21 protein-coding genes are annotated in these 25,181 nt (G+C 72.4%); 8 read left to right on the top strand and 13 right to left on the bottom strand.

Features of this window, described 5'->3' with window-relative positions:
• Positions 1–75 precede the first annotated feature (75 nt).
• Positions 76–1,293 carry a trypsin-like serine peptidase gene (locus K4G22_RS24810; protein ID WP_228082555.1) on the top strand — a complete coding sequence of 406 codons (1,218 nt, stop codon included), beginning with the start codon at positions 76–78 and terminating at the stop codon, positions 1,291–1,293.
• 88 nt (positions 1,294–1,381) lie between these two features.
• Here K4G22_RS24810 and panD read toward each other — a convergent pair whose 3' ends face one another.
• The 8 genes from panD to miaB form a co-directional block, all read right to left on the bottom strand.
• Positions 1,382–1,804, bottom strand: coding sequence for an aspartate 1-decarboxylase (panD, locus tag K4G22_RS24805; protein WP_228082554.1), 423 nt, complete (start codon positions 1,802–1,804; stop codon positions 1,382–1,384).
• A 325-nt stretch (positions 1,805–2,129) separates the two neighbouring features.
• Positions 2,130–3,617: a GTPase HflX gene (gene hflX / locus K4G22_RS24800; RefSeq protein WP_228082553.1), complete on the bottom strand. Its 1,488-nt coding sequence runs from the start codon at positions 3,615–3,617 to the stop codon at positions 2,130–2,132.
• A gap of 221 nt (positions 3,618–3,838) precedes the next feature.
• Positions 3,839–5,956, bottom strand: a complete 2,118-nt coding sequence (locus K4G22_RS24795; protein WP_228082552.1) for a RelA/SpoT family protein — start codon at positions 5,954–5,956, stop codon at positions 3,839–3,841.
• Positions 5,957–6,206: 250 nt separating this feature from the next.
• A complete protein-coding gene (dapF, locus tag K4G22_RS24790) occupies positions 6,207–7,109 on the bottom strand; it encodes a diaminopimelate epimerase (protein ID WP_228082551.1) in 903 nt (300 codons plus the stop codon).
• A gap of 20 nt (positions 7,110–7,129) precedes the next feature.
• On the bottom strand, positions 7,130–7,660 hold the full coding sequence (locus K4G22_RS24785; RefSeq protein ID WP_228082550.1) for a hypothetical protein: 531 nt from the start codon (positions 7,658–7,660) through the stop codon (positions 7,130–7,132).
• Between the two features lie 110 nt (positions 7,661–7,770).
• Complete coding sequence (gene miaA, locus K4G22_RS24780) at positions 7,771–8,718, bottom strand: tRNA (adenosine(37)-N6)-dimethylallyltransferase MiaA (protein ID WP_228082549.1); 948 nt, start codon at positions 8,716–8,718, stop codon at positions 7,771–7,773.
• A 46-nt stretch (positions 8,719–8,764) separates the two neighbouring features.
• Positions 8,765–9,472, bottom strand: coding sequence for a class III extradiol dioxygenase subunit B-like domain-containing protein (locus tag K4G22_RS24775; protein ID WP_228082548.1), 708 nt, complete (start codon positions 9,470–9,472; stop codon positions 8,765–8,767).
• Between the two features lie 24 nt (positions 9,473–9,496).
• Complete coding sequence (miaB, locus tag K4G22_RS24770) at positions 9,497–11,017, bottom strand: tRNA (N6-isopentenyl adenosine(37)-C2)-methylthiotransferase MiaB (protein ID WP_228082547.1); 1,521 nt, start codon at positions 11,015–11,017, stop codon at positions 9,497–9,499.
• A 76-nt stretch (positions 11,018–11,093) separates the two neighbouring features.
• On the opposite strand from miaB, the gene K4G22_RS24765 reads away from it, so the two are divergent.
• Both K4G22_RS24765 and K4G22_RS24760 read left to right on the top strand, forming a co-directional pair.
• Complete coding sequence (locus K4G22_RS24765) at positions 11,094–12,113, top strand: TAXI family TRAP transporter solute-binding subunit (protein WP_322785132.1); 1,020 nt, start codon at positions 11,094–11,096, stop codon at positions 12,111–12,113.
• A gap of 163 nt (positions 12,114–12,276) precedes the next feature.
• Positions 12,277–15,321, top strand: a complete 3,045-nt coding sequence (locus K4G22_RS24760) for an alpha-mannosidase (RefSeq protein ID WP_228082546.1) — start codon at positions 12,277–12,279, stop codon at positions 15,319–15,321.
• On the opposite strand, the gene K4G22_RS24755 is transcribed toward K4G22_RS24760, so the two are convergent.
• Positions 15,287–16,732 carry a sensor histidine kinase gene (locus K4G22_RS24755; RefSeq protein ID WP_228082545.1) on the bottom strand — a complete coding sequence of 482 codons (1,446 nt, stop codon included), beginning with the start codon at positions 16,730–16,732 and terminating at the stop codon, positions 15,287–15,289. The genes K4G22_RS24760 and K4G22_RS24755 overlap by 35 nt on opposite strands.
• A gap of 55 nt (positions 16,733–16,787) precedes the next feature.
• Positions 16,788–17,486, bottom strand: coding sequence for a response regulator transcription factor (locus tag K4G22_RS24750; protein WP_228082544.1), 699 nt, complete (start codon positions 17,484–17,486; stop codon positions 16,788–16,790).
• A 270-nt stretch (positions 17,487–17,756) separates the two neighbouring features.
• On the opposite strand from K4G22_RS24750, the gene K4G22_RS24745 reads away from it, so the two are divergent.
• From K4G22_RS24745 to K4G22_RS24725, 5 genes are all read left to right on the top strand, one after another.
• Positions 17,757–18,542, top strand: a complete 786-nt coding sequence (locus K4G22_RS24745) for an amino acid ABC transporter ATP-binding protein (protein WP_322785131.1) — start codon at positions 17,757–17,759, stop codon at positions 18,540–18,542.
• Positions 18,543–18,611: 69 nt separating this feature from the next.
• The gene (locus K4G22_RS24740) at positions 18,612–19,463 is read left to right on the top strand and encodes a glutamate ABC transporter substrate-binding protein (protein WP_228082543.1); all 852 of its coding nucleotides are present in this window, start codon (positions 18,612–18,614) and stop codon (positions 19,461–19,463) included.
• Between the two features lie 87 nt (positions 19,464–19,550).
• Positions 19,551–20,222 carry an amino acid ABC transporter permease gene (locus K4G22_RS24735; protein ID WP_228082542.1) on the top strand — a complete coding sequence of 224 codons (672 nt, stop codon included), beginning with the start codon at positions 19,551–19,553 and terminating at the stop codon, positions 20,220–20,222.
• Positions 20,219–21,211, top strand: coding sequence for an amino acid ABC transporter permease (locus K4G22_RS24730; RefSeq protein ID WP_228082541.1), 993 nt, complete (start codon positions 20,219–20,221; stop codon positions 21,209–21,211). The genes K4G22_RS24735 and K4G22_RS24730 overlap by 4 nt, the downstream gene beginning before the upstream one ends.
• 69 nt (positions 21,212–21,280) lie before the next feature.
• Positions 21,281–22,840 carry an FAD-dependent monooxygenase gene (locus K4G22_RS24725; protein WP_228082540.1) on the top strand — a complete coding sequence of 520 codons (1,560 nt, stop codon included), beginning with the start codon at positions 21,281–21,283 and terminating at the stop codon, positions 22,838–22,840.
• A gap of 194 nt (positions 22,841–23,034) precedes the next feature.
• On the opposite strand, the gene recX is transcribed toward K4G22_RS24725, so the two are convergent.
• The 3 genes from recX to K4G22_RS24710 all read right to left on the bottom strand — a co-directional run bounded on the left by recX (position 23,035) and on the right by K4G22_RS24710 (position 25,165).
• The gene (gene recX, locus K4G22_RS24720; protein ID WP_228082539.1) at positions 23,035–23,622 is read right to left on the bottom strand and encodes a recombination regulator RecX; all 588 of its coding nucleotides are present in this window, start codon (positions 23,620–23,622) and stop codon (positions 23,035–23,037) included.
• Between the two features lie 3 nt (positions 23,623–23,625).
• Positions 23,626–24,762, bottom strand: coding sequence for a recombinase RecA (gene recA / locus K4G22_RS24715; RefSeq protein ID WP_228082538.1), 1,137 nt, complete (start codon positions 24,760–24,762; stop codon positions 23,626–23,628).
• Positions 24,763–24,970: 208 nt separating this feature from the next.
• Positions 24,971–25,165, bottom strand: coding sequence for a DUF3046 domain-containing protein (locus K4G22_RS24710; protein ID WP_228082537.1), 195 nt, complete (start codon positions 25,163–25,165; stop codon positions 24,971–24,973).
• Between the last annotated feature and the right edge of the window lie 16 nt (positions 25,166–25,181).

Here is a 25,181-nt window from a genome sequence, read left to right as displayed (position 1 = left end):
ATAGTTGGGGGCGCCTGCCCGGCAGGCGACATGCCTAGCCAAGCGAAGAACACCAGTTTCAGGGGGATGGGACCCATGTCATCGATACGCCGACGGAGTTCACGTCGTCGCATCGCGCTCGCCACGACGGGAATGGCCGTGTGTCTGGCCCTGACCGCGAGCGCGTGCAACGACGGCGACTCGGACGACAACGCGCAGCAGCCCACCGAGGAGGCGACGGCCGGCGAGAACCGCGAGCTGCAGGACCTGCTCGACAACCTGCCGTTCGACTTCGACCTGGACGCCTGGCTGGAGGGTGGCTGGGAGAACTGGGACGAGGAGACCTGGCTGCGCGAGATCGGCGACTTCGTCAACCCCATCATCGAGGGGCTGTGGGATGCCGACCGGATGGGGGACGCGCAGGACCCCGACCAGTCGATCGACGACGGCTCCATCGACGAGGACGCCAACGCGCCCGACTCCCAGAACCCGTTGGACGACCGCGGCGTCACCGACCTGGAGCCGATGCCCGTCGAGGCCGAGGCCGTTCCGACGCCCTACACGGACAACGGCGCGCCGATCGGCAAGGTGTTCTTCGACAGCCCCGAGGGGCCGATGGTCTGCTCCGGCACCGTGGTGACCGACCCCAACGCGCCGGGCCAGTCGAACCTGGTGGCCACGGCCGGCCACTGCGTGCACGCGGGCGTGGGCGGCGGCTGGTACCGCAACCTGAGCTTCGTCCCCGCCTACAACAACGAGGGGCTGCCCCCCGAGCAGGCCGAGGACCCGTCGAACGCCGACTCCGTCTACCCGTACGGCATCTACTGGGCCAACTACGTGTCGACCACGCAGTACTGGATCGACAACGGCACCACCACGGGTGGCGAGGGCGCGCACGGCGACTTCGCGATCCTGTCGGTTGAGCCGGAGGACGGCAGCGGTCTCTCCCTGGAGGAGACGGTCGGCTCGGCCGTCGACATCAACTTCGACGCCCCCGCGGTCTCCGGCCTCGGCACCGTCTCGCTCTACGGCTTCCCGGCCGCCGATCCCTACGACGGTGTGCTGATGTACCGCTGCACCGACACCCCGGGCCGGCTGTCCATCGACGCGTCCATGCCCGTCATGTACTGGGCCGGCTGCACGATGACCGGTGGCTCCTCCGGCGGCCCCTGGCTGCGGCAGGGCGACGACGGCCAGGCGGAGCTGATCTCGATCAACTCCATCGGCCCGCTGGAGAGCACCTGGCTCGCCGGCCCCCGGCTGGACGTCGAGGCACAGGACGTCTTCAACCACGTGAGTTCGCAGAACGGCTAGGCACCGCGGCGCACACACACCGGGGCCCGGCATCCGCAGCGGCGGATGCCGGGCCCTCGCGTCGTGTCGACTCCGTCTCGGCCGCCCGTCAGACGCGGGCGGTGGAGAGCGGGCTGCGGCGGGTGGACCCACCCGGCACCGGCTCGGAGGGGTCGGCGCCGAGCGCGACCACGCGGTTGTGCGCGTCGACGTGCACCACGGTCGGCCGGAGCCTCCTGGCCTCGGCGTCGTCGACCTGGGCGTAGCTGATCAGGATCACCAGATCACCGGGCTTGACCAGATGGGCCGCCGCCCCGTTGATCCCGATGACGCCGGAGCCGCGCTCGCCCTCGATCACATAGGTCTCCAGCCGGCTGCCGTTGTCGATGTCCACGATGTGCACCAGCTCGCCCGGCAGCAGATCCGCCGCCTCCATCAGCTCGGCGTCGATGGTCACCGAGCCGACATAGTGCAGATCGGCCTCGGTCACCGTGGCACGGTGGATCTTCGACTTGAACATGGTACGCAACATGGAGACGCTCCAGGATCTGGCTCCCTGCCTGCTTCCCCGCAGGTCAAGGGCGCTCTCTAGGCTCGACGACCCGCCGCACCCGCGAGCGGCTGACACCGGCCCGCGGGGGAGGCGCGCCAACCGCTCGCTCACTTCCCCGAACCCCGCACCAGCCGAGTGCGGAGGTGCCTCATGGCGGCCTTCCACCTCGTCTCGCGCGGACACAACAAGCCTACGCGTTCGCGCGGGACAACCCCAGGGAGGGGCCCGAGGGCCCGCGCACGCGTCGAGCGGGCCGCCCCCCGGGGGAAGCGGCCCGCTCAGCGGTGCTCGGGTGTGCGCGTGGTCAGGGCCGGGTGGCCGGCGCGTAGGGCTCCAGGAGGGCCGCCAACTCGCGGTGGACCCTGGCCTTGAGCAGGGTGCCGTCGCCGGTGTGCTCCTCGGAGAGGACCTCACCCTCGCTGTGCACCCGGGACACCAACGCGCCCTGGGTGTACGGCACCAGCGCCTCCAGCTCCACGGACGGCCTGGGCAGCTCCGCCTCGATCCGCTCCAGCAGCTCGTCGAGCCCGAGGCCGGTGTGGGCCGAGACCGCCACGGCGCGGCGCTCGGAGCGCAGCAGCCGCTGCAACGTCAGCTCGTCGGCCACGTCCGCCTTGTTGATCACGACGATCTCCGGCACCTCCCGGGCGCCCACGTCGTTGATCACCTCGCGGACGGCGGCGAGTTGCTCCTCGGGAACGGGGTGCGAGCCGTCCACCACATGCACGATCAGATCGGCGTCGCCGACCTCCTCCATCGTGGAACGGAACGCCTCCACCAGATGGTGCGGCAGATGGCGCACGAAGCCCACCGTGTCGGCGAGGGTGTAGGCCCGGCCGCCCGGCGTCTCGGCCTTGCGGACCGTGGGGTCGAGCGTGGCGAACAGCGCGTTCTCCACCAGCACGCCGGCGCCGGTGAGCCGGTTGAGCAGGGAGGACTTGCCGGCGTTGGTGTAGCCGGCGATGGCCACCGACGGCACCTCGCGGCGCTGCCGCTCCTGGCGCTTGACGTCCCGCCCGACCTTCATCTGGGCGATCTCCCGACGCATCTTCGCCATTTTCTCGCGAATACGCCGCCGGTCGGTCTCGATCTTGGTCTCACCGGGGCCGCGGGTGGCCATGCCACCGCCACCGCTGGAGCCACCGCCGCCCATCTGCCGGGAGAGCGACTGACCCCAGCCCCGCAGCCGGGGCAGCATGTACTGCATCTGGGCCAGCGCGACCTGGGCCTTGCCCTCACGGGACTTGGCGTGTTGGGCGAAGATGTCCAGGATCAGGGCGGTGCGGTCGACCACCTTGACCTTGACGACATCCTCCAGGTGGATCAGCTGGCCGGGGCTCAACTCACCGTCGCAGACAACGGTGTCGGCCGCCGTCCCGACGACCAGGTCGCGCAGCTCCTGGGCCTTGCCCGAGCCGATGTAGGTGGCCGGATCGGGCCGGTCCCGGCGCTGGATCACGCCGTCGAGCACGAGCGCGCCGGCGGTCTCGGCGAGGGCGGCCAGCTCGGCCAGGGAGTTCTCGGCGTCCTGGGCACTGCCCGACGTCCACACGCCGACCAACACCACCCGCTCCAGACGGAGTTGGCGGTACTCGACCTCGGTGACGTCTTCAAGCTCGGTGGAGAGGCCGGCGACGCGGCGGAGCGCCGCGCGCTCCTCGCGATCGAACTGGTCGCCGTCGCGCTCCTCCGACAGATCGTTCCAGGCAACGTCCTCATCCATCAGGGCGTCGGCCCGGCGGTTCGCCGTCGTGTGGCGCTGGGTGTCCTGAGGAAGGGAAGAAAAGGTCAATGCGATCCTTAGGTCGACTGGATCAGCCGGGCAGCGGAGAGCTGCGCGCGCTGACGAACACGGCTGCGGTGACAACGCCCGAGCCGGTGGGAACATTCCCGACCGCGCCCGAGAAGACGCACCGGAAGCCCTCTGCCAATAGTGGCACGGAGCCCCGGGGCCGTCACCCGGAATTCAACGCGCCTCGCCGAAAGATCCGGCCCCCGCCCCGGCGCCCGCGCTCAGGACTGGAGGCGGGCGGCGCGCGAGACGTCGTAGACGCCCGGCACTCGGCGCATGGCGCGCATCAGCTGGGGCAGCCCCGAGGCGTCGGGCAGCCGCAGCGTGTAGGTGTGTCGGACCCGCTGCTGCCGGGGCGGCTCCACCTCGGCGTGCAGCACGGCGGCGCCGTGCTGGGCCAGCGCCTCGGTCAGCTCCGCCAGCAGCTCCGGCCGCCCCAGCGCCTCCGCGTGCAGCGTGACCCGGCAGCCGACCGAGGAGGAGCGCCAGCGCACCGGAAGCGCCCGACGCCCCGAGGCGACCATGGAGACCGCCGCCGGACAGTCCTCGCGGTGCACCGTGACGGCGCCGCCGCGCACCGCGAACCCGGAGGCCGCGTCCGGTGGCACCGGGGTACAACAGCCGGCCAGCCGCACCTGGGCCTCAGGGGCGCCGGGGACGAGGGCGGCCGTCTCTCCCGCGCGCCCCTGGCCGGCCTGCGCCTCGGCCTCGGCGAGGGGCTCGGGCGCCGGGCGGGTCTCCTCGTCGCCCGGCTCGGTGTCGGTCGGCTCGTGGCGGTTCTCCAGCCAGGAGCGGATCGCCACCCGGGCCACCGGGGTGGTCGCGTACTCAAGCCACTCGGGCGAGGGGCCGAAACCGCCGTCGCCGGCCAGCAGCAGTTGCACGGTGTCGCCGTCGCCGAGGACGGTGCGCAGGCTGGCGAGCCGTCCGTTCACCCGGGCCCCCATGCAGGAGTGCGCGGCCTCTCCGTGACGGGCGTAGGCCGCGTCCACGCAGGTGGCGCCGACCGGGAGCTGGAGCGGGCCGTCCACGGCGCCGCCGGCGAAGACCGTGATCTCCCGGTCCTGGGCCAGCTCGTCGCGCAGCTCGGTCCAGAAGGTGTCCGGGTCGGTGGCCTGCTCCTGCCACTGCAGGAGGCGGGAGAGCCAGCCGGGACGGGTGGGGTCGGCCCGCTCCGCGTCCTCGCCGGCCGTCTCGCCGTCACCGGCGCGGTGCGGATCGCCGAGCGCGATCACCCCGTGCTCCGCGACCCGGTGCATGGCGTGGGTGCGCACCAGCACCTCGGCGACCTCGCCCGAGGGGATGGCGACGGCGGTGTGCAACGACTGGTAGAGGTTGAACTTGGGGGCGGCCACGAAGTCCTTGAACTCGGAGACCACCGGAGTGAAGCAGGTGTGCAGCTCGCCCAACACGGCGTAGCAGTCGGCCTTCTCGGCGACCAGGATCAGCAGCCGGCCGAAGTCCCAGGCGCCCAGCTCGCCGCGTTTGAGCCGGGCGCGGTGGACGGAGAGCAGGTGCCGCGGCCGGATCTGCGTCTCGGCGGCGATCCCCGCCTCCCGCAGCACCCCGCGCACACCGGCGGCGACCTCGGCGAGCGGGTCGGGGTGGCTGCCGTGGGCCAGCACCAGCTGCCTGGCGTGCTGGTGCTCGTCCGGGTGCAGGATCGCGAAGACCAGATCCTCCAGCTCCGTCTTGACGCTCTGCACGCCGAGGCGCTCGGCGAGCGGGATCAGCACATCGCGGGTGACCCGGGCGATCCTGGCCTGTTTCTCCGGGCGCATCACGCCGAGCGTGCGCATGTTGTGCAGCCGGTCGGCCAGCTTGATGGACATCACCCGGACGTCGCTCCCGGTGGCCACCAGCATCTTGCGGAAGGTCTCGGGCTCGGCCGCCGGGCCGTACTCCACCTTCTCCAACTTGGTGACGCCATCGACCAGATGGGCCACCTCGTCACCGAAGTCGGCCCGCACCTGGGCCAGCGTGACCTCGGTGTCCTCGACGGTGTCGTGCAGCAGGGAGGCCGTCAGCGTGGTGGTCTCCGCGCCGAGTTCGGCCAGGATGAGGGTGACGGCCAACGGGTGCGTGATGTACGGCTCGCCGCTCTTGCGGGTCTGGCCGCGGTGCGCCCGCTCGGCGAGTTGGTAGGCCCGGTGCAGCAGCGCCACGTCCGCGCCCTGGTGGTGCCCGCGGTGGGCCTTGACGAGGTGTTCGATGGCGTCGGGGAGCCGGTCACGGACGGCGCCGTAGACGGCGGCTCGGCCGAGCAGACGCAGCCGCATCCCCCGGTGCGCCCGGCGAACGGGGGCAGTGCCGCTCGGGGTGGTCGCCTCTGCCGTCATCGTTGGGGGCACCTCCGCGGTCTCCTGGACCGGACCGCGGCTGACGTCCTGTGGCCCATGTGACCCGTGGTCCCGCAGCGGCGCCGGTGCTTGATGCTACCGAGCCCACCACGCTCCGGAGACCACCCGCCGTCCCGATCGCCTGGGATCACCCATTCAGGTGACGTATGTTCCGGCGAAGCTGGCTGAAACCAGCGGCCGACCGGCCGAGGAGCGACGGCCCCTCAGCCTCCTTCAGCGCGAGCCTCCTTCAGCGCGCGTCGGACCGACGGGTCGGCGGCAGCAGCCCGGGCGCCAGGGTGCCCTCGGCGACGATCACGGCGGGCCCCGTCATGGTGACCGTGCCGTCCGGGGCCTCGGTGATCAGCAGCCGGCCGCCGGGCACATCGACCGTGTAGTCGACCGGCCGGCCGTCGGCGGCCGGGTCGTGTCCGTCGCGGCGGGCGGACGCCACCATCACGGCGCAGGCGCCGGTGCCGCAGGAGCGGGTCTCGCCCGAGCCGCGCTCGTGCACCCGCAGGGCCACATGCCGCTCGCCCCGGTCGACCACGAACTCGACGTTGGTGCCGCGCGGGTAGGCCTCGGCGGGAGCAACGGTGGGCGCCTCGCGCAGCGCCCCCGCGTCGGCGAGGTCGGTGACGAAGGCGACCGCGTGCGGGTTGCCCATGTCGACCTGGTGCGCCGGCCAGGTGTGCCCCGGCACGGTGACGGTGACGGAGGCCGCTGCCCCCGCCGGCAGCCGGGCCCGGCCCATGGTGACCGTGATCTGGTCCGCGCGCTCGCCGAAGGCGGCCCAGCGCAACCCGGCCCTGGTGGCCACGGGCACCCGCTCGTCCCCGGCCAGGCCGGCGTGGCGCAGATAGCGCGCGAACACCCGCAGCCCGTTGCCGCACATCTCGGCGACGCTGCCGTCGGCGTTGCGGTAGTCCATGAACCACTCGGCCTCGTCGGCCAGGGCGCCAGCGGCCGGCTCGGCCGCCGAGCGGACCACCCGCAGCAGGCCGTCGCCCCCGATGCCGGCGCGGCGGTCGCAGAGCCGCGCGACGTCCTCCGGACCCAGCGCGAGCCGGCCGTCCGAGTCGGGGATGATCACGAAGTCGTTCTCCGTGCCGTGCCCCTTGAGGAACGGAACGGACTCTGGTGCGGTACCCACCCGACGATCGTAACGCCGGGTCAGCGCAGTCCGGCGACCCGCCAGACGGCCAGCGTCAGGGCCGCGGCCAGCGCCAGGGCGTAGAGCAGCAGGAGTCGCCAGTCCGGCTTGCGCCCCGAGCCGCGCGGCGGCACCCCAGGCCAGGTGTAGCCCACCCGCCGGGCGGCCATCATGCCCCAGCCGCCGGCGGAGGAACCGATCAGCAGGCCCAGCATCGCGACCACGGCGCCCGCGTCGTCGAAGGCGAAGGCGAGCGGGAAGGCGAACATCAGGGAGCCGAGCAGGCTCAGCACCACGATCGGCGCGAAGAGCGCCAGCCGGAGCCGGCGCGGTGGCCGGAGATCGGCGTAGGACTCGACGCGGTCGGCGTCCCCCTCGGCCGGGTCGAGGGGGTCCTCGTCGTGCGGCAGCGGGTCGTGCGGAAGGGGCGTGTGCGGGAGCGCCGCCTCGCCCAGGACCCGGTCGACGTCGTCGCTCGGGCGAGGCACCGACGGCACCGGATCGGCGGGCCGCTCACCTGTTTCGCTGGTCTCGCGAGGGCTGGCCTCCATCGCCACGCGCCCTCCCAACTCAACGGCTCCACGGTCGTAGCATCGGCTCGATGATGGCACGCTCGAAGCGCGCTCCCGCCCCCTTGGAGCGTCCCGATGCCATCACGTGATCAGGATGTGACCGCCCGTTCGACCAACTCCCAGGCGCGGTCGTCGAGGCTTGTCGGGGCCTCGGCTCCGGCGTCCAACCAGTGGACCCTGGCCTCCCGTCGGAACCAGCTCTCCTGCCTGCGCGCGAAGCGTCTGGTGGCCCTGACGGTCTCGTCGCGGGCGGTCGGCTCGTCGCAGGCGCCGGCCAGGGAGGACAGCACCTGCTGGTAGCCGAGGGCGCGGGAGGCGGTGCGCCCGTCGCGCAGTCCGGCCTTCTCCAGCCGGCGCACCTCGTCCACCAGCCCGGCCGCCCACATGCGGTCCACCCGGGCGGCGATCCTGGCGTCGAGTTCGGGGCGCGGGACGGCCACGCCCAGGTGCAGCGCGGGGTAGAAGGCGCGCTCCTCGTCCGGGCCGGGGAGCTGGGCGGTGAACGGGCGCCCGGTGATCTCGATGACCTCTAGCGCGCGCACGATCCGTCGTCCGTTGCTGGGCAGGATGGCCTCGGCCGCGCCCGGGTCGGCCGCGGCGAGGCGCCGGTGCAGCGCGCCGCTGCCCACCTCGGCCAGCTCGGCCTCCAGCGCGGCGCGCACCGCCGGGTCGGTGCCGGGGAAGCTCAGCGCGTCCAGGGCGCCCCGGACATAGAGCCCGGAGCCGCCGACCAGGACGGGCGTGCGGCCCTCGGCGAGCAGCCGGTCGATGGCGGCGCGCGCCAGGCGTTGGTACTCGGCGACGCTGGCGGTGACGGTGACGTCCCAGACGTCGAGCAGATGGTGCGGCACGCCCTGGCGTTCGGCCGGGGTGAGCTTGGCGGTGCCGACGTCCATGCCCCGGTAGAGCTGCATCGAGTCGGCGTTGACCACCTCGCCGCCCAGCCGCCTGGCCAGGGCGACGGCCAGGTCCGACTTGCCGGCGGCGGTCGGTCCGACCACGGCGACGACCTGGGGCGTCGGCTGTGTGCTGTTCACCACGGCAGTCTCGCAGAGCGCGGCGGCGCCCCCGCGGGCGGCGGGGTCAGGACCAGGAGGCGACCAGATAGCCGACGCCGTAGGGCGCGTCGTCGTGGAGCAGCCGGCCGGCGAGGTCGGCCCGCTCGGCGGCGCCGGCCAGCAGCTGCCAGCCGGCGCGGCCCGCGACATGCAACTGGCGGGCCAGGGCCGGGTCGAGCGCGGCCAGCGCCTGGCCGTCGGCGGCGGCGAGGGCGTTGGCCACGGCGGCGTCGAAGGGCTCGGCCCGCTCGTCCCAGGCGCCGGGCGCCTTGGCGGACCGGCAGGCGCTGCCGTCGCCCAGCACCAGCAGGGCCAACCGTTCGTCGCCCGCGGCCAGTTCGCGGCCCGCGGCGAGGCAGTCGGCCGGCGGGAGGGTGTCGGGCAGCGCGCTGGCGGCGACCGGCGCGGCCTGCCAGCCGGTGCGCTCCAGCAGCCAGGCGCCGACGGTGAGCGAGGGCGGCAGCTCGCGGGGGCCAGGCTCGCCGGCGCCGAGCCGGACGTCGATGGCGACGCCGAAGCCCCGGAAGGAGCCGTGGCTGCCGGCGGGGTAGTCGCCGCTCTCCGCCTCGGGGGCGGTGCCGACCAGCAGCAGCCGGTCCGGCCGCGCGGCGGCCAGCACCGCGACGGCGTCGAAGCAGGCGGCCCGCGCCCGGTCCAGCTCCGGGGCGGCGCCGGCGGCCACCTCGGGGACCAGCAGGGGCGGGCAGGGGCAGACTGCGGCGGCGACGAGCATGATCGAAAGCCTAGGGCAGCGCCCTCAGGAGTGCGCGACCCCACAGCCGCCGGTGGGCTCGGGCAGCGGGGCCGGCACGCCGACCTTGGGCAGGCCGAGGAGCACGCCGCCCCGCGAGTCGGCCGGCGCCTCCTGCCGTCGCTCCCAGGCGTCGCCGGCGCGGCTGCGGCGGACGGCCAGTGGGGCGCCCTCGGCCAGCAGGTGGTGCGGCGCGGCGTAGCTGATCTCCACCGTGACCAGATCCCCCGGCCGGACCGGCTCGTCGGGGCGGGCGAAGTGGACCAGGCGGTTGTCGGGGGCGCGCCCGGAGAGGCGGCGGGTGGCGTCGTCCTTGCGGCCCTCGCCCTCGGCCACCAGCACCTCGACCGTGCGGCCGACCTGGCGCTTGTTCTCCGCCCAGGAGATCTCCTCCTGGAGCGCCACCAGCCGCTCGTAGCGCTCCTGGACGACCGCCTTGGGGATCTGCCCCGGCATCTCGGCGGCCGGGGTGCCGGGGCGCTTGGAGTACTGGAAGGTGAACGCCTGGGCGAACCTGGCCTCGCGCACCACGTGCAGCGTCTCCTGGAAGTCCTCCTCGGTCTCGCCGGGGAAGCCCACGATGATGTCGGTGGTGATCGCGGCGTCCGGGATGGCGCGGCGGACGTTCTCGATGATGCCGAGGTAGCGCTCCTGCCGGTAGGAGCGGCGCATGGCGCGCAGCAGCCGGGAGGAGCCCGACTGGAGCGGCATGTGCAGCTGCGGCATCACGTTGGGGGTGGTGGCCATGGCCTCGATCACGTCGTCCGTGAAGTCCCTGGGGTGCGGGGAGGTGAAGCGGACCCGCTCCAGGCCGTCGATCGAGCCGCAGGCGCGCAGCAGTTGGGAGAACGCCTGGCGGTCGCCGATGTCCGAGCCGTAGGCGTTGACGTTCTGGCCGAGCAGGGTGATCTCGATGACGCCCTCGGCCACCAGGGCCTCGACCTCGGCGAGGATGTCCCCCGGCCTGCGGTCCTTCTCCTTGCCCCGGAGCGCGGGCACGATGCAGAAGGTGCAGGTGTTGTTGCAGCCGACGGAGATCGCCACCCAGGCCGCGTAGGCGCTGTCCCGGCGGGTGGGCAGGGTGGAGGGGAACGCCTCAAGGGATTCGGCGATCTCCACCTGCGCCTCGCGCTCGATCCGCGCGCGCTCCAACAGCACCGGGAGGCTGCCGACGTTGTGGGTGCCGAAGACGACGTCCACCCAGGGGGCGCGGCGGGTGATGGTGTCCCGGTCCTTCTGGGCGAGGCAGCCGCCGACGGCGATCTGCATGCCGGGGCGGGCGGCCTTCTTGGGCGCCAGCTGTCCGAGGTTGCCGTAGAGCCGGTTGTCGGCGTTCTCCCTGACCGCGCAGGTGTTGAAGACCACGATGTCGGCGACCTCGTCGCGCTCGCCGGCCGGCACATAGCCGGCGTCCTCCAGCAACCCGGCCATGCGTTCCGAGTCGTGGACGTTCATCTGGCAGCCGAACGTCCGGACCTGGTACGTGCGGCGGCCCGAGGCGGCGGTGGGCGCGGAAGGAAGGGGCATGGGGAGGACTCAATCCACATCGGTCTGGAAGCAGCTGGCCGTGCCCAAGTCTATGGTCCGCTGATAGCTTGCTCGGGTGGCTTTGGGAGCGCCGGAACAGCGAGGGGTCCGTCCTCGTTCGCCGCGCCGCCGTCGGCTGCTCCTCGGGGTCGTCCTGGCACTGACGGTGCTCGTCGCCGTGTTGCTGCCGCCGGTGGTGCGGGACGACGGGCGGCCCTCGGGCGAGGTGACGCTGAGCACCGGGGTGAGCAGCGGGGTCTACGCCCGGTACGGGCAGTTGCTGCGCGGGCAGCTGGCGCGGGACGCGCCGCAGTTGGCGATGGAGCTGCGGCAGAGCGCCGGTTCGCTGGAGAACATCGAGCGACTGCTGGCCGGGGAGGCGGACTTCGCCATCGCGACGGCCGACTCGCTCGCCTCCTACCAGGCGGAGGGCGGCACCGGCGCGGAGCGGCTGCGGGCCTGCGCGCGGCTCTACGACGACTACATGCACCTGGTGGTGCCGGCCGACTCCCCCGTCCGAAGGACCGCGGATCTGGCCGGGCTGCGGGTCGGGGTCGGCCAGGACCGGTCGGGGGTGCAGTTGGTGACGGGGGAGCTGCTGCGGGCGGCCGGGTTGGACGAGGAGACCGATCTGGAGGCGGTCCGGGTGGGCATCAACAGCATGCCCCGGATGCTGGAGGCCGGCCGGTTGGACGCGTTCTTCTGGTCGGGCGGGCTGCCCACCTCGGCGATCGAGCAGTTGGCCGATCTCAAGGCGATCCGGCTGGTGCCGCTGGGGGATCTGCTGCCGGTGCTCACCGAGTGGGGTGAGAACACGGCGCACTACCGGTCGGCCGTGATGCCTCCTGACGCCTATCCCGAGATCCCCGGCACCGAGGGGATCGACACCCTGGCGGTGGCCAACCTGCTGATCACCACGGACGAGACGGACGACCGGCTGGTGGAGCAGATCACCCGGTCGGTGATCAACGGGCGGGACCGGATCGGCCAGCAGGTGCACGCGGCGCAGCGGGTGGACCTGCGCAGCGCCATCTACACCCAGCCGCTCGCCCTGCACCCGGGCGCCCGCGACTACTACCGCTCGGTCAAGTCCTAGCTCGGGCTCAAGTACCGCGCGCCGGTGGGACGTTCGTTCTTCCTGGCATTTTCCGCGTTCTTTTCCGTTTGCTTCTGTTCTTTCTGGTTCACCTCTTATCGGGAGCGTTATCGGGAACCCCATCGGAAACATCCCGCACACGACGATCAGGGAGTGACGTGTCATGCACGACGATCGTGACCTTGTCGAGCAGCGACTCCGCAGAGTCCTCGACGAGCGGATCCGGCCGGCCGTATACGGTGAGGCGGTGCCGCTCGTCCTGGAGCGCTGGGACGCGCCGGGCGAACCGGTGCCGGCGGCCGAGGCGTTGACCGCCGACTACCGCCCGGCCCGGGTGGGCGAGCGGTGGGGCCCGGCCTGGGGCACCACCTGGTTCCGGCTGACCGGACGGGTGCCCGACGGGTGGGCGGGCCGCGCCGTGGAGGCCCGCGTCGACCTGGGCTTCGACCGGCGCCTCCCCGGCTTCCAGTGCGAGGGCCTGGTGCACCGGCCGGACGGCACCGCCGTCAAGGGCGTGCACCCCTACAACGACTGGGTGCCGGTGGCCGAGGAGGCGGCCGGCGGCGAGGAGGTCTCGTTCCTGGTCGAGGCGGCGGCCAACCCGATCCTCAACGATCCGGTGCCGAGCGATCTTGGCGACCGGCTGACCGCGGGCGACGAGCCGCTGTACCAGCTGCTCAGGGCCGAGTTGGCGATCTTCGAGAGCGAGGTCTGGGAGCTGGTGCGGGACCTGGAGGTGGTCGGCTCGCTGATCGTCGAGCTCTCCCCCGAGGACGCCCGGCGCTTCGCGTTGACGCGCGCCGTGGAGAACGCGCTCGACGCGCTCCGGCTCGACGATGTCGCCGGAACCGCGCCGGCGGCGCGCGCCCAGCTCGCGGACGTGCTGTCCGCGCCGGCGCACGCTTCGGCACACCGGCTGAGCGCCGTGGGCCACGCGCATATCGACTCGGCCTGGCTGTGGCCGCTGCGCGAGACCGTGCGCAAGGTGGCGCGGACCACCGCCAACGTGGTCGGGCTGCTGGACGCCTCCGACGAGTTGGTGTTCGCCATGTCGCAGGCCCAGCAGCTGGCCTGGATCAAGGAGCACCGCCCCGAGCTGTACGAGCGGGTCAAGCGCAAGGTCGCCGACGGCGGCTTCATCCCCGTGGGCGGCATGTGGGTGGAGTCCGACACCAACATGGTCGGCGGCGAGGCGATGGCCCGGCAGTTCGTCCACGGGAAGCGCTTCTTCCTGGACGAGTTCGGGATCGAGACCGAGGAGGTCTGGCTCCCCGACTCCTTCGGCTACACGGCGGCGCTGCCGCAGCTGGTGAAGCTCTCGGGATCCAAGTGGTTCCTGACCCAGAAGATCTCCTGGAGCCGGACCAACGCCTTCCCGCACCACACCTTCTGGTGGGAGGGCATCGACGGCACCCGGGTCTTCACCCACTTCCCGCCCGTCGACACCTACAACTCCGACCTCAGCGGCGGCGAGCTGGCCCATGCCGCGCGCAACTACCGGGAGAAGGGTCGCGGCAGCCGTTCGCTGGTGCCGTTCGGCTTCGGCGACGGGGGTGGCGGCCCCACCCGGGAGATGCTGGGCCGCGCCCGCAGGGTGCGGGATCTGGAGGGCTCGCCCCGGGTCGCGATCGAGCCGCCGGCCGACTTCTTCGCCAAGGCGCACGAGGAGTACCCCGAAGCTCCGGTGTGGGTGGGCGAGCTGTATCTGGAGCTGCACCGGGGCACCTACACCTCGCAGGCCAAGACCAAGCAGGGCAACCGGCACAGCGAGTCGCTGCTGCGCGAGGCCGAGCTGTGGGCGGCCACGGCGGCCGTGCGGGTCCCCGGCTACGCCTACCCGTACGCCGATCTTGACCGGATCTGGAAAACGGTGCTGCTGCACCAGTTCCACGACATCCTGCCCGGCTCCTCCATCGCCTGGGTGCACCGGGAGGCCAGGGACACCTACGCGCGGCTGCGCGAGGAGCTGCTGACGCTGGTCGACACCGCCCAGCGGGCGCTGGCCGGCGACGGCGCGGGCAGCGTCGTCTTCAACGCGGCGCCGCACGAGCGCGGCGGCATCCCGGCCGGCGGCGCGGGGCCGCGCCCGGCGCGCGACGCGGCGCCGGTGCGCTCCACAGCGCGCGCCGGCGGCGGATTCGTCCTGGAGAACGGGCTGCTGCGGATCGAGATCGACGGGCGCGGCCTCGTCGTCTCGGCGGTGGAGCTGGCCGGCGGGCGCGAGACCATCGCCCCTGGCGGCGCGGGCAACCTGCTCCAGCTGCATCCCGACTTCCCCAACGCCTGGGACGCCTGGGACCTGGACGCCTTCTACCGCAACCGGGTCACCGACCTGGTGGACGTCTCGGATCTGGCGCTGACCGAGGCGGACGAGGAGGCGGCGACGGTCCGCGTGGAGCGCGCGTTCGGCGCTTCCCGGGTGGTGCAGCTGCTGACGCTGCGCGCCGGGGCGCGCGTGCTGGACATCGACACCGACATCGACTGGCGGGAGACGGAGAAGGTGCTCAAGGCCGCCTTCCCGCTCGATGTGAAGGCCGACCAGTCCGCCGCCGAGACGCAGTTCGGGCATGTGTTCCGGCCCACCCACACCAACACCTCGTGGGAGGCCGCCAAGTTCGAGATCTGCGCGCACCGCTGGGTGCACGTGGGCGAGCCCGGGTTCGGCGTGGCCGTGGTGAACGACTCCACCTACGGCCACGACGTCACCCGGGATGTGCGTCCTGACGGCGGGCAGACCACCACGGTGCGCCTTTCGCTGCTGCGCGCGCCGCGCTACCCCGACCCGGAGACCGACCAGGGCGGACACCGACTGCGGTACGCCCTCGCGCCCGGCGCCGACCTCGGCGACGCGGTGCGCGAGGGGCACCGGATCAACCTCCCCGAGCGCTCGGTGCCCGGCGGGAACGAGGTGCCGCCGCTGGTCGGGATCGAGGAAGCGCCGGGGGCCGCCAGCCTCACGGTGTCGGCGGTCAAGCTCGCCGACGACGAGAGCGGGGATCTGGTGGTCCGCCTCTACGAGTCGGGCGGGCGGCGGGCGGCCGGCGCGCTGCGCCTGGCGCTGCCGGTGGAGTCGGCGACCGTCACCGATCTGCTGGAGCGCCCGCTGGCGGACGCGCCGGCGCACGAGGTGGTGGACGGGCGTGTGCGGGTGACGTTGCGCCCCTTCGAGATCCTCACCCTCCGCCTGGGCCGGACCGCTCGGGGCTGACCGGGACGAACGTGACGGGCTCCGGCGCGTGCCGGGGCACCGTCACGGTCACCCGCAGGCCGGTCGGCTCGTGGTGCGCGTAGTCGATCCTCGCGCCGCCGGCCGCCAGCAGGGCGCCGACGATGGAGAGGCCGAGCCCCGAGCCCGACACGTTCTGGTGCCGCTGGCTGCGCCAGAAGCGGGAGCCGACCCGCTCCAGCTCGTCGTCGTCGACGCCCGGCCCGGTGTCCGCGATCTCAAGGGCCACCGTGTCCCGGTCAGGGGTGACCGTCACCGTCACCCTGCCCCCCTCGGGGGTGAACTTCAGCGCGTTGTCCACGACCGCGTCCAGCGCGCTGGAGAGCCCCAACGGATCGGCCCAGCCGGTCACGGCGGCGGCGCCTTCCAGGCGCAGCCCCACGCCGCTCCGGTCCGCGAGGGGCAGCCAGGCGGCGACCCGCTCGGCGACCAGCGCCGCCACGTCCACCACCCGGGTGTCGGCCGCGCTGTGCTCGGCCAGCGCCAGCCCGAGCAGCCCGTCCAGCACCTCGGCCAGCCGCTTGCCCTCGGCCCGCACCGAGGCGAACTCCTCGTTGCCCTCCGGCAGCTCCAGGCCGAGCAGATCGATCCGCAGCAGCAGCGCGGCGAGCGGGTTGCGCAGCTGGTGGGAGGCATCGGCGACAAAGGCGCGCTGTTGCTCCAGCACCTCCTCCACGTGGTCGGCCATCTCGTTGAAGGAGACGGCCAGCCGGCGCAGCTCCGGCGGCCCGCCGGCGGGCGCCACCCGAGCGGTCATCCGGCCCGTCGCGATGTGGTGGGTCGCCCGGTCGAGCACCCGCACCGGGCGCAGCACCCAGCGGGTGAGCTGGAAGGCGGCCACCAGCGCGAGCAGCAGCGCGGCGGCCTCCCCGACCAGGATCGGGAGCCAGCTCTGGAGGATGCTGGAGCGCAACGGACCGGTCGGCGACTCCGTCACCACCACGGCGATCACATCGCCGTCCCTGATCACCGGCGAGGCCACCACCAGCGTCCGCTCGTCGTCCCAGGGCCAGACCTGCGCCGGGCCCTGGCTGCGGCGCCCGGCCAACGCCTCGGCGAACTCCCGCCCCTCGGCGCCCCCCGGGGCCTCCCAGCGGCCCGGCGCCACCGCCATCGGCCGCCCGTCCCTGCGGAAGACACCGGCGCTGATCCCGTACACCTCGTGGTAGCGGTTCAGCTCGTCCCGCAGCGTGGCCAGGGGCCTGAGGCCGCCGTCGGCGGGCGACTCGGCGGCGAACTGTGCCAGCGAGGCGAATCGCGCCGTGTCGTCGATCCGGTCCACCACCACCCGCTGCTGCTCGCTGTGCGCCTGGCTGGTGGCCAGCGGGATGCCCAGCGCCAGGAGCACGCCCGTCAACAGGACGATCAGCAGCGGAAGCAGACGCGCGCGCACGGGTTCTAAGGTCCTGTCGTCTAGTGCTGGGTCGGGTCCGGGTGGGCCTTCCCGGTCAGCCCGCCCCGGGGGTCGGCAGCGCCAGCCGGTAGCCGACGCCCCTGACGGTCTCCACCAGCTCCGGGCGGCGCAGCTTGGCGCGGAGCGAGGCGACATGCACCTCCAGGGTGCGCCCGGTGCCCTCCCAACTGGTCTGCCAGACATCGCTGATTATCTGCTCCCGGCGGAAGACCACCCCGGGACGCTGGGCGAGCAGCGCCAGCAGGTCGAACTCCTTGCGGGTGAGCTGCACCCGCTCGCCGTCCACCCGCACACTGCGGGCCGACAGCTCCACCTCCATCGGGCCCAGGACGAGCACCCCGGGCGCCGGCTCCTCGGGCGGGGCGGACTCGTCCGCGCCGGTGCGGCGGCTCACGGCGTGGATGCGGGCCAGCAGCTCAGCGGTGTCATAGGGCTTGACCACGTAGTCGTCGGCACCGAGGTTGAGCCCGTGCACCCGGGACCTGACATCGGCCCGGGCGGTGACCATGATCACCGGCGTGGAGGTGAGGCGCCGGATACGACCGCAGACCTCGAACCCGTCCAGGTCCGGGAGGCCGAGGTCGAGCAGGATCACGCCGAAGCCACCGGCCCGCACCTTCGCCAGCCCCTCCTCGCCGCCGCGTACCCGCACCACGTCGAAGCCGTGCCGGCTGAGCACCGCCACCAGCGCGGCGCCGACATGCTCGTCGTCCTCGACCAGCAGCAGTCGCATACCGCTCCCTTCCATGGATCGACACGTCCGGGTCGGGCTCCGCACGGAACCCTGAAGCATCGCTACAGGAACGATTGAAGCAGGAGCGAACACCACTCGGACGTCACGGAACAATTCCGTAACCCCACGCCGACCGCAGGCCACGGGCGGTTACTGCCCGTAGAGGGGCGCGACCGGATCGTTATGCTCAATTTCCGCTCAGATATGCAGACGCTGCGTTGTACACCTGGCTAGGGTCCCTGCAACCGACGAGGATGGAGCTACTCCACGATGAGCGATGCGCCGCTGACCAAGGACCCCGCGGATGCCGCGCCCCTGGCGGAGGACCTGGTCGTCCTGGACAGCGTGAACAAGCACTTCGGTGCGTTGCACGTCCTCCAGGACATCAACCTGACCATCAAACGCGGCGAGGTCGTCGTCGTGATCGGCCCCTCGGGCTCCGGAAAGTCCACGCTCTGCCGGGCCATCAACCGGCTGGAGACCATCGACGGCGGCTCCATCACGATCGATGAGAAGCCGCTGCCCGCCGAGGGCAGGGAGCTGGCCAGGCTCCGGGCCGATGTCGGCATGGTCTTCCAGGCGTTCAACCTCTTCGCCCACAAGACCGTGCTGCAGAACGTCACGCTGGGGCCGATCAAGGTGCGCGGGGTCGCCAAGGGCGAGGCGGAGACCCGCGCCCGGGCGCTGCTCGACCGGGTGGGCGTGGGCAACCAGGCCGACAAGTACCCGGCACAGCTCTCCGGCGGCCAGCAGCAGCGCGTCGCCATCGCCCGGGCGCTGGCGATGGAACCCAAGGTGATGCTCTTCGACGAGCCCACCTCCGCGCTGGACCCCGAGATGATCAACGAGGTCCTTGAGGTCATGCAGCAGTTGGCCCGGGAGGGGATGACCATGGTCGTGGTCACCCACGAGATGGGCTTCGCCAGGTCCGCGGCGAACCGCGTGGTCTTCATGGCCGACGGGCGGATCGTCGAGGAGGCCGAACCCCACCAGTTCTTCGACAACCCCCGCAGCGACCGGGCCAAGGACTTCCTGTCGAAGATCCTCCAGCACTGACCCCCGCGACGAGCCGCTTGTTTCTGTCAGACCCCCCAGCACTCTCCTCGACATAAGGACATACGCACCATGAGACTTCGTAAGGCCAGCGCCCTCGCCGCCTCCGTCATCGCTCTCTCCCTCGCCGCCACCGCCTGTGGCAGCGACGACGGGGACGGCGACGGCGGTGACGGCGGCAGTGGCAGTGATGGCGGCGGCAGCATCAGCATCGGCATCAAGTACGACCAGCCGGGCCTCGGCCTGAAGACCCCGGACGGCGACTTCGTCGGCTTCGACGTCGACGTGGCCACCTTCATCGCCGGCGAGCTGGGCTACGAGCCCGACCAGATCGACTGGGTCGAGTCCCCCAGCGGTGACCGCGAGACCATGCTGAGCCGTGGCGATGTCGACTTCATCGTGGCCAGCTACTCGATCACCGACGAGCGCAAGGAGCAGGTCGACTTCGCCGGCCCGTACTTCGTGGCCAACCAGGACCTGCTGATCCGCGCCGGCGAGTCGGTGCCGGACGAGGAGGCCATCAACGACCTGACCCTCTGTTCGGTGGGTGGCTCGACCTCGGCGGCCAAGATCAAGGAGAACATCGCCCCCGACGCGCAGCTGAACGAGCTGGGCACCTACTCCGAGTGCCTCACCGGCCTGGAGAACGGCGCCGTCGACGCGCTGACCACCGACGACTCCATCCTGGCCGGCTACGCCGCGCAGGAGCAGAACGTCGGCAAGTTCGAACTGGCCGGCCTGGCGCTCGGCCCGGAGCACTACGGCGTGGGCGTGCCCAAGGGCGAGACCGAGCTGCGGGACGACATCAACGCCGCGATCACCAAGATGGTCGACGACGGCGCCTGGGAGGAAGCGGTCGAGGCCAACTTCGGCCCGGCCAACTACAACGCCGAGCCGGCTCCGGAGATCACCGAGACCAGCTGAGCTCTCCCGGTCTCACTCGACGGCGTGCCGTCCCACCGGCGGCACGCCGCACTCTTCCCTACCCTCTAGGCGAGACTGAGAGATTCCGTGTTCGATTTCCTTGATCTCGACCAGTACGACCTCTTCGGGGCGTTCTGGACCACGGTGCAGCTCACCGTTTTCTCCGCGATCGGCGCCCTCATCTGGGGGACCATCCTGGCCGCGATGCGGGTCAGCCCGGTCCCGGTGATGCGCGCCTTCGGCACCGCCTATGTGAACGTGGTGCGGAACATCCCGCTCACGCTCATCATCGTGGCCTGCTCCCAGGCGCTGTACCTCACGCTCGGCATGCAGATGTGGTCCGACGACACCCAGACCATCGCGTTCCGGCTCGCGGTGCTCGGGTTCGTCGCCTACACCGCGACCTTCGTCTGCGAGGCGCTGCGCGCCGGCATCAACACGGTGCCGGTCGGGCAGGCCGAGGCGGCCAGGGCACTCGGGCTCAACTTCACCCAGGTGCTGCTCCTGGTGGTGCTGCCGCAGGCGTTCCGCGCGGTGGTGCCGCCGCTGGCGAACGTGCTGATCGCCCTGACCAAGAACACCACCGTGGCCGCCACCATCGGCGTGGCCGAGGCCACGCTGTTGATGAAGGACATGATCGAGCGAGAGGCGCAACTGATCCCGATCGCCGCTGTGTTCGCCTTTGGATTCATTGTCCTCACCCTCCCGACCGGGCTGTTCCTCGGCTGGGTGAGCAAGCGTGTGGCGGTGAAGCGATGAGTAAGCCCTCCGTTCTCTACGACGCCCCCGGGCCGCGCGCCAAGGTGCGCAACGCCCTGCTCACCGTGGCGTTCGTCATCGCGCTGGCACTGCCGCTGTGGTGGCTGCTGTCCGTGCTCGACGACAAGAACCAGCTCGACGCGTCGCGCTGGGACCCGTTCGTCACCGACTCCCGGATCTGGACCACCTATCTGCTGCCCGGGCTGCAGGAGACGCTGACCGCCGCCGCGCTGGCGCTGGTCATCGCGCTGCCGCTGGGCGCCGTGCTGGGGATCGGACGCATGTCCGACCACTGGTGGATCAGGCGGCCGGCCGACGTGATCGTGGAGTTCTTCCGCTCCATCCCCGTCCTGATGCTGATGTTGTTCGCCAACCAGGCGTATGCCGAGTGGTCCAACATCGAACGGGACAGCCGCCCGATGTACGCGGTGATCACCGGTCTGGTGCTCTACAACGCCGCCGTGCTCGCCGAGATCGTCCGAGCCGGGGTGCTCTCCCTGCCCCGGGGGCAGACGGACGCGGCGCACGCGATCGGCATGCGCAAGAGCCAGACCATGATCTATGTGCTGCTGCCCCAGGCGGTCACGGCGATGCTGCCGGCGATCGTCAGCCAGTTGGTGGTGATCGTCAAGGACACCGCGTTGGGCGGCGCGCTGCTCGGGTTCGCCGAGCTGCTGAGCGCCACGCGACTGGTGGCGAGCAACTACAGCAACACCATCGCCGCCTACACCGTCGCCGCGATCATCTTCGTCCTCGTCAACTTCCTGCTGACCGGCTTCGCCAGTTGGCTGGAGGGACGCATCAGACGAGGTCGACGCGGCACCGGCGCGGTCGTACCGCACGACATGGCCGAGGAGACCCAGGCCGGCGGCGCCGGCATCGCGGCTCCCGTGCTCGGCACGGGGGCGACGGGTGCCATCGGCGCCACCGGGGATCAGCCGGACCCGGGTGGCACGCCGGACGGGGGCACACCCGACGGGGGCCGCTAGGCCACCGCACAACCGGCGCGTTCCAACGCCGACTTGACGGCTGGGGCGCCGCTGGGTTGCATACGTGCTGTGCTGCCCGTGATCATCGTCGGCGCGGGCCCTACGGGGCTCGCGCTGGCGCTTGCCCTGGCCGGGCACGGCGTCCCGTCCGTCGTCCTCGACGAATCGACCGATCCTCCGACCGCGCGGCTGGCCCGCAGCTGCGTGCTGGCGCCCGACGTCGCCCGCTGGGGCGCGCTCCCGGGGGCCGCCCCCGAGGCGGCCGTCTGGGCGGGCTGGCGCGGCACCCACCGGGGGCGGACCGTCGCGCACCATGTGTTCGAGCCCGCCGCCGCGCCGCTCCACCTCCCGCAGCATGTGCTGGAGGCGGCGCTGCGCGCCGCCGTCGCCCGCCAGGAGCTGGTGCGGATGGCGCGGGGCCACCGGCTCACCGACTTCGAGCAGCGCGGCGACGACGTGCTGGCGCACACCGTGCCGCGGCGGTCCGACGGCGGGCGCGAGGAGAGCGGGGAGTGGCGCGGTCGCTATCTGGTGGGGTGCGACGGCGCGCGCTCCACGGTGCGCAAGCTGCTGGGCGCGCGGTTCCCCGGGCGTACGGCGGTCGAGCGCTACGCGGTGGCCGCCCTGCGGGGCGAACTGCCGCACCGGGGCGAGGCCGTCCTCCACCGGGGGCTCCCGATCGGCGAGGTCACGGCACGGCCGCTGGCCGGTGACCACTGGCGGCTGGACTGGCCGCTGCCGGCGGACGAGGGGCTCGTCACGCCCGAGGCCCTGCTGGAGCGGGTGCACGGCACGCTCGCCACCTGGCACGACGGCGAGGTGCCCGAGCACGAACTGCTGGACACCGGGGTGCACACCTGCCATCAGCGACTGGCCCGCGCCTGGCGGGTGGACCGGGTCTTTCTCGCCGGTGACGCGGCGCACCTGTTGGGGGCCCTGGGGACGCAGCAGGTGACGGAGGGGTTGCGGGACGCGGAGAACCTCGCCTGGAAGCTCGCCGTCGCCTGCCGCGAGGGGGACGCCGAGGAGCTGCTGGACAGCTACCAGACGGAGCGCAGGAGCGCCGTCGGGAGGCGGCTGCGCGCGGTGGACCAGGCGCTTCCGCTGGTGCGGGGGCGCAGCGGGCTGGCCACTCGGCTCGCGGGCCGCGGGCGGGGCAGGCTGGCGCTGCTCGGCGACGCGCACGCGGGGCAGGGCGCGCTGGGCGGGCCGGCCGACTACGGGAACTCCCCGCTCAACGGGGCCGTCACCGCGGCCTCGGCCACCCGGCCAGGCATGCCGGTGGTCGACGTCCCGGTGACCGCGCTCGACGGGACGAGGGCCCGGCTGCGGGATCGGCTGGGTGGGCCGCTGCTCCTGGTGCTGACCGCGCCGGGCGCCCGCGTCTGGGACGCCAGGCACTGGCTGTCGGCCGGCCTGATGCCGGAACTGGCCGCCGTCGCCGAGATCTTGGCGCTGCCGGCCGAGCTGCTGGTCACCGAGGAGTACCCGGGTGCCGGGGCGCACACCCTGCTGGTGGTGCGGCCCGACGGGTATCTGACGGCCAGCCTGCCGGGTGCCGACCAGCGGGCCCTGCGCGAGACCGTGCACCGGCTGCGCGGCGCACCGACCCAGGCGGCGCCACGCTGACGCCCTCGGGGCACCACCCGGGCCACCGTCCGTCCCGGCGGCGGCGCCGGCGACGCCGGCCTTCAGGGGCACTCGGAGGCGTCGGCGTTCAGGGGGCCGAGGCTTCACAGGGCGGCGACGGCGTTCAGAACGCGGCGTTCAGAGTGCGGCGTTCAGAGTGCGGCGTTCAGAACGCGGCGTTCAGAACGCGGCGTTCAGGGGGTATCGGGGGCATAGTCCTCCCAGCTCTCCAGGGAGTCACCCTCGGCCTCCAGGGCCTCGCGCACCAGCCGTAGCGCCAACCCCTCCGCGTATCCCTTGCGGGCGAGCATCCCGACCAACCGGCGCATCCGCTTGGCCGACGGCAGCCCCCGCGTGGCCTGGAGCCTGCGGGCGACCAGCGCCCGCGCGGTCTCCTCCTCCCGCTCGGGATCCAGCTGGTCGACCGCCTGGTCGATCACCGCGGGAGCCACCCCCTTGGTGCGCAGCTCACGGGCCAACGCCCGGCGGGCCAGGCCCCGGCCATGATGCCGGGACTCCACCCACGCCTCGGCGAAGAGCGCGTCGTCGATCAGGCCGACCTCCTCGAACCGGTCGAGGACCTCGGCGATCGCCTCCTCCGGGATCTCCCTGCGTCGGAGCGCGTCGGCCAACTGCCGTCTGGTGCGCGGTGTTCCGGCGAGCAGGCCCAGGCAGATACTCCGGGCCCGCTGCACCGGATCGGCCGGCTCCGCCGGCGGGCCGGCCGCCTGGGCCTGGGCCGGCGCCGGCCCAGGCTCCGGCCAGTCGCTGCGCCGGGTCACGCGTCAGCTCTTGGCCGCGACGGTCTTGGCCGCCCGGGGGGCCTTGGCCGCCGCAGGCGCCTTGGTGGCCTGGGCCGGCGGGGCGGCCAGGGCCTTGGCGGCGTCCTCGGGCGTCTCGCCCTCGGGCGAGGCCTCCGCCGGGGGCTTGGGGCCGATGCCGAGCTTCTCCTTGATCTTCTTCTCGATCTCGTTGGCCAGATCGGGGTTGTCCTTGAGGAAGTTCCGCGAGTTCTCCTTGCCCTGGCCCAACTGGTCGCCGCCGTAGGTGTACCAGGCGCCGGACTTGCGGATGAAGCCGTTCTCGACGCCCATGTCGATCAGCCCGCCCTCGCGGCTGATGCCCGTGCCGTAGAGGATGTCGAACTCGGCCTGCTTGAACGGCGGAGCGACCTTGTTCTTGACGACCTTGACGCGAGTGCGGTTGCCCACCGCGTCGGTGCCGTCCTTGAGGGTCTCGATACGCCGGATGTCCAGCCGCACCGAGGCGTAGAACTTCAGCGCCCGGCCGCCCGTGGTGGTCTCGGGAGAGCCGAACATCACGCCGACCTTCTCCCGGAGCTGGTTGATGAAGATCGCCGTGGTCTTCGACTGGCTGAGCGCACCCGTGATCTTCCGCAGGGCCTGGCTCATCAGCCGGGCCTGGAGGCCGACATGGGAGTCGCCCATCTCGCCCTCGATCTCCGCCCTGGGCACCAGGGCCGCCACCGAGTCGATGACGATCAGGTCGAGCGCGCCGGAGCGGATCAGCATGTCCGTGATCTCCAGCGCCTGTTCACCGTTGTCCGGCTGGGAGAGGATCAGCTGGTCCACGTCCACACCGAGCCGCTTCGCGTATTCGGGGTCGAGGGCGTGCTCCGCGTCCATGAAGGCGACGGTGCCGCCGGCCTTCTGCGCGTTCGCCACCGCGTGCAGGGTGAGTGTCGTCTTGCCCGAGGACTCGGGCCCGAAGACCTCCACCACCCGGCCGCGGGGCAACCCGCCGACGCCCAGAGCCACATCGAGGGCCGTGGATCCGGTCTCGATGATCTCGATCGGCTCGTCCGGCCGCTCGCCCAGCCGCATCACCGCGCCCTTGCCGAACTGCCGTTCAATCTGCGCGAGTGCGGCGTCGAGCGCCTTCTCGCGGTCCGTACCTGCCATGGGTGCCACCCGGTCCGTCTGATTTGATCGCTTCACAACCACGGACGCTAGCGCCCGCCACTGACAATCGGCACGCGCCCGGGGCTCGCGGAGGGCCGGACGCCGTATCCGTACCCCCCATAAGAACTTCCGTTCGATTTACGTGTCAAGCGAGGCGACCGGGTGGGGCACCCTTCTGACAGCCTGACAAATCCGCAGGTCAGAGGCGTCAGCGCAGGTGGTGAGGCACATCGATGGCGGAACACAGCGCGCGCCAGACCTCCTTCGGATCCCAACCGGCGTCCAGCGCCTCACACACCGTGCGCCCGCCCAGTTGGGACATCACATGATCCCTGGCGAAGGAGTCCGCGTAGCCCGCGCCGAACTGCTCCGTCATCCGTTCCCAGAACTCCGTCAACCGCATGGCCCCAGTATCCCCA

This window comes from Streptomyces profundus (assembly GCF_020740535.1).
GTDB classification, from domain to species: Bacteria; Actinomycetota; Actinomycetes; order Streptomycetales; family Streptomycetaceae; genus Streptomyces; species Streptomyces profundus.
The sequence above is the reverse complement of the archived record's forward strand: the minus strand, read 5'-3'. Positions and strand labels throughout refer to the sequence as shown.

Excerpts from the sequence above, each read along its gene's own strand:
- K4G22_RS24810 (WP_228082555.1), top strand. The coding sequence starts at position 76 with ATGTCATCGATACGCCGACGGAGTTCACGTCGTCGCATCGCGCTCGCC.
- panD (WP_228082554.1), bottom strand. The coding sequence starts at position 1,804 with ATGTTGCGTACCATGTTCAAGTCGAAGATCCACCGTGCCACGGTGACC.
- K4G22_RS24795 (WP_228082552.1), bottom strand. The coding sequence starts at position 5,956 with ATGACGGCAGAGGCGACCACCCCGAGCGGCACTGCCCCCGTTCGCCGG.
- K4G22_RS24785 (WP_228082550.1), bottom strand. The coding sequence starts at position 7,660 with ATGGAGGCCAGCCCTCGCGAGACCAGCGAAACAGGTGAGCGGCCCGCC.
- K4G22_RS24775 (WP_228082548.1), bottom strand. The coding sequence starts at position 9,472 with ATGCTCGTCGCCGCCGCAGTCTGCCCCTGCCCGCCCCTGCTGGTCCCC.
- miaB (WP_228082547.1), bottom strand. The coding sequence starts at position 11,017 with ATGCCCCTTCCTTCCGCGCCCACCGCCGCCTCGGGCCGCCGCACGTAC.
- K4G22_RS24760 (WP_228082546.1), top strand. The coding sequence starts at position 12,277 with ATGCACGACGATCGTGACCTTGTCGAGCAGCGACTCCGCAGAGTCCTC.
- K4G22_RS24750 (WP_228082544.1), bottom strand. The coding sequence starts at position 17,486 with ATGCGACTGCTGCTGGTCGAGGACGACGAGCATGTCGGCGCCGCGCTG.
- K4G22_RS24745 (WP_322785131.1), top strand. The coding sequence starts at position 17,757 with ATGAGCGATGCGCCGCTGACCAAGGACCCCGCGGATGCCGCGCCCCTG.
- K4G22_RS24740 (WP_228082543.1), top strand. The coding sequence starts at position 18,612 with ATGAGACTTCGTAAGGCCAGCGCCCTCGCCGCCTCCGTCATCGCTCTC.
- K4G22_RS24730 (WP_228082541.1), top strand. The coding sequence starts at position 20,219 with ATGAGTAAGCCCTCCGTTCTCTACGACGCCCCCGGGCCGCGCGCCAAG.
- recA (WP_228082538.1), bottom strand. The coding sequence starts at position 24,762 with ATGGCAGGTACGGACCGCGAGAAGGCGCTCGACGCCGCACTCGCGCAG.
- K4G22_RS24710 (WP_228082537.1), bottom strand. The coding sequence starts at position 25,165 with ATGCGGTTGACGGAGTTCTGGGAACGGATGACGGAGCAGTTCGGCGCG.